Below are 3,147 nucleotides of genomic sequence, written 5' to 3' on the forward strand. Positions count from 1 at the left end.
ACTGCCTTCTCAAAGGGGAATACCTTGGAGATCAGGGGTTTTACATCAATAGAACCATTTGCCACCAAGGCTACTGCCCTGTCGAAGGTGTTCGTGTAGCGGAAGAGTGTCTCGATACGAAGACCGCGGACCTGGAGCAAGGAAACATCAAGGGGAACGGTACCGTTCATCATACCTACCAGTACCACTGTAGCACCGCGTTTGGCACATCGGAAGAATGAAGGATAGACTCTTGGGTTGCCCGAGGCTTCAAAGAGGCGATCTACTCCTTCGTTGTTTGTTTCAGCCATGATGGTTGCCTCCAGCTCCTGGTTTGCCACATTGATGGGAATGATATTCTTATAGGAAGCTGCAATGGCTAGCTTCTCCTCTTTTACATCGCTGATGAATACCTTGGAGCATCCGGCAGCAAGGCAGGAGATTGCAACCATAATGCCAATGGTCCCGGCTCCTACTACCAGGGCAGTGTCACCAGGTGTTACCTTGGCTTTCTTTGCTGCCTCAATACCAGTTGCCAAAGGTTCCATCATGGCACCTTCCTGTACACTTACTCCTTTGGGTAACTTGAAACAGAAACGGGAGGGATGTACGACCTGCTCACGCAAGCAGCCATGAATTGGTGGGGTAGCCCAGAAAGAGATATCCGGGTCAAGGTGGTAATTTCCTTCCAATACTTGTTTCGCTTGTAGGTTGGGAACCCCTGGTTCCATACAGACCAAATCCCCAATTTCCAGGTTGGTGACATGTTCTCCCTTGGCAACCACGATTCCTGCAGCCTCGTGACCGAGTATCATCGGTTCCTTGACGACGAAATCCCCGATAGCTCCTTCTGTGTAGTAGTGGACGTCACTACCACAGATGCCGCATGCTTTCACATCTACGGTGACATCGTAGGGGCCCATGTGCTCTTCAATGGGAAAATCACGTACGCTCAGTCGTCCCTTTTCTTCCAGCACCAGTGCTTTCATTGTATGCTTCTCCTCATAACCATTCTAAGTCATTGTGGTGAGCATGCAACCTGTAAACACCAATATTTCGATATGAGCCTAGAACTTCATCATCGTCCAGCGTTCGATTGTTTCAAATCCAAGCCTGTGGTACATGGTGCTTGCTGAAGGCTTGTCATAGAAAAGGCAAAGGAATGAGAGTCCTCTCTCAAATCCCTGTTCACAGAGATGATTCATCACCATGGACGCATAGACTCTCTGGCGATAGGCGGGGTGTATGGCCACCCCAATGATCATGGCCCCGCTTCGTGTAGTGGCAGTGGTATAGGCTGTGCATACCAACAAGCTATCTTTGCAAATCCCATACCCTTCACAGCCTTTCTTATAATTCTCCCTTGTTTGCCTGAGCTTCTCTTTCCCATGTGCTATATAGGCACGTACTGCAGGAATGTCCTTGTTTGTCAGTAAAATAGATGTATGCATGAGAATACATACTATAAGAGGAGTCGTATATGGCTTAAATACATATATACGACTTCTTGCCTCGAATAAGATCCAAATCTTCCAGAATTATCATTTGACCTCGGACTATAAGCCCTCTATGATTAACAACGTTGGGGGAGCTTCATTGCCCTAGTGCGAAGTCAACTTCTCCCCCTATTCTTTTTCCCCGGAGGTTCTCTATGGACTTCTTGCTGGAGGGACTTCTTAACACCACGTGGAAGCAACTAGTGATGTTTGGTGTGGGAGGTCTTCTTATTTATCTTGCGATTGCAAAGAAACTCGAGCCATCTCTCTTGCTTCCCATGGGCTTTGGCGCCATCTTGGTCAACTTGCCGTTCTCTGGAGCCATCACACAGATGATGGAGGGAATTGGGGAGGTACCGGGTATTCTTGACTGGCTTTTTGAGCTGGGAATAGAATCTGCAGAGGCATTGCCCCTGTTGCTGTTCATTGGTATCGGAGCGATGATCGACTTTGGTCCACTCCTGGCCAATCCAAAGCTGATCCTCTTTGGGGCTGCTGCCCAGTGGGGTATCTTTGCCACTATCAGTGTGGCAACCTTGCTTGGATTCAGCCTCATTGATGCAGCCTCGATTGGCATCATAGGGGCAGCAGACGGACCCACATCAATCCTGGTCTCCCAGGTTCTTGGAAGCAAGTATGTAGGCCCGATTGCCATTGCAGCGTATTCGTATATGGCCTTGGTGCCTATCATTCAGCCGTTTGCCATCAAGTTGGTGACCACCAAGAAAGAGCGGATGATCAAGATGCCGTACAATCCCCGTTCAGTAACGAAGCGGGCAAAGATTCTCTTTCCGATCATCGTTACCGTGGTGGCTGGCTATGTAGCCCCTGCTTCTGTTTCCTTGGTAGGGATGCTGATGTTTGGTAACCTGATCAGGGAGTGTACTGTGCTGGATACGCTCTCTACCGCAGCGCAGACGGTCTTGGTCAACCTGATTACACTGTTGCTCGGTATCACGATTGCATCCACGATGAAAGCAGAAGCGTTTGTAACAGTGCAGACCATCATGATCATGGGGCTTGGATTGCTTGCATTCATCTTTGATACCATCGCCGGTGTTGTATTTGCCAAGATCTTGAACTTGTTCGTGAAGCAGAAGGTCAACCCGATGGTTGGGGCTGCAGGGATTTCTGCCTTCCCCATGTCGGCAAGGGTCATCCAGCGGCTTGGCCAGCAAGCAGATCCGCAGAACCATCTACTGATGCATGCGGTTGGGGCAAATGTTGCTGGGCAGATTGCTTCAGTCATCGCCGGCGGTGTCATCCTGGGTTTGGTCCCAGGATTGTTGTAGGAGGAGGCGTATGCAGTCAATTTTTTCAAAATCCCTGACATTGATGGGACAAGGAATGCTGGCCATCTTCGTGGTCATCTTTATCATATTCCTGGTTCTGCTTTCTCTTGGTAAGTCAAAGAATAAAGAGAGTTGATTGGGTGGAAGAGGGGCAAGATAGAAATCCTTCACTCGATATTCATATATCGATATTGCTATACTATAATAAAATAGTGTAAAAAAATGCTTGACAGATAATACTTGTATGATAACCTATCAGTGATACTGACTTGGGGGGAGCTTTTAATGCCGCAACAGAATTCAACGAAAATTGTGAGACAAGAAAAAATCTCCAACCAAGTATATGAACAGTTACTTGCCCAGATCAAGAGCAATAAATG

4 protein-coding genes are annotated in these 3,147 nt (G+C 48.0%); 2 read left to right on the forward strand and 2 right to left on the reverse strand.

Annotated elements, in window-relative coordinates:
* A partial coding sequence (locus tag AB7S66_RS12240) for an NAD(P)-dependent alcohol dehydrogenase (RefSeq protein ID WP_428520399.1) occupies positions 1 to 968 on the reverse strand: 968 nt, incomplete at its 3' end.
* Between the two features lie 78 nt (positions 969 to 1,046).
* Positions 1,047 to 1,430: a GNAT family N-acetyltransferase gene (locus tag AB7S66_RS12245; RefSeq protein ID WP_428520401.1), complete on the reverse strand. Its 384-nt coding sequence runs from the start codon at positions 1,428 to 1,430 to the stop codon at positions 1,047 to 1,049.
* Positions 1,431 to 1,630: 200 nt separating this feature from the next.
* Between AB7S66_RS12245 and AB7S66_RS12250 the strand changes: the two genes are divergently transcribed.
* Both AB7S66_RS12250 and AB7S66_RS12255 read left to right on the forward strand, forming a co-directional pair.
* Positions 1,631 to 2,767 carry a sodium ion-translocating decarboxylase subunit beta gene (locus AB7S66_RS12250; RefSeq protein WP_428520403.1) on the forward strand — a complete coding sequence of 379 codons (1,137 nt, stop codon included), beginning with the start codon at positions 1,631 to 1,633 and terminating at the stop codon, positions 2,765 to 2,767.
* A gap of 10 nt (positions 2,768 to 2,777) precedes the next feature.
* Positions 2,778 to 2,903, forward strand: coding sequence for a hypothetical protein (locus AB7S66_RS12255; protein ID WP_428520405.1), 126 nt, complete (start codon positions 2,778 to 2,780; stop codon positions 2,901 to 2,903).
* Positions 2,904 to 3,147: the final 244 nt, after the last annotated feature.

Source organism: Sphaerochaeta sp., from assembly GCF_050178175.1.
Classification (GTDB): Bacteria; Spirochaetota; Spirochaetia; order Sphaerochaetales; family Sphaerochaetaceae; genus Sphaerochaeta.